The sequence below is a fragment of the Bacillus hominis genome (genome assembly GCF_018332515.1).
Classification (GTDB): domain Bacteria; phylum Bacillota; class Bacilli; order Bacillales; family Bacillaceae_G; genus Bacillus_A; species Bacillus_A hominis.
Genome location: NZ_BOQD01000709.1, coordinates 1 through 229 on the forward strand (window position 1 = coordinate 1; position 229 = coordinate 229).

A 229-nucleotide genomic window follows, 5' to 3' on the forward strand; every position below is an offset into this window, starting at 1 on the left:
CAGTGATCCCTGACTACTCGAAAGAAAAACTGCTGATTGACGCTGACATTAAAGGTCCGGGTAAAGCCGTTGGCCCTTACTTTGATGAGACACCGCTGAAAGATTCTCTGGGTGCGACCCTGCAAGAACTCCAGCTCGACGGCGATGTGAATGCTCGCTTACATCTTGATATCCCGCTGAACGGCGAGCTGGTAACCGCGAAAGGTGAAGTGACGCTGCGTAATAACAG

Annotated in this window: 1 protein-coding gene; it reads left to right on the plus strand. The window is 51.5% G+C overall.

What is annotated here, in order from left to right:
• Nucleotides 1-229 (plus strand): YhdP family protein (locus tag KI356_RS29060; RefSeq protein WP_212937100.1); only part of this gene is annotated, 229 nt, incomplete at both ends.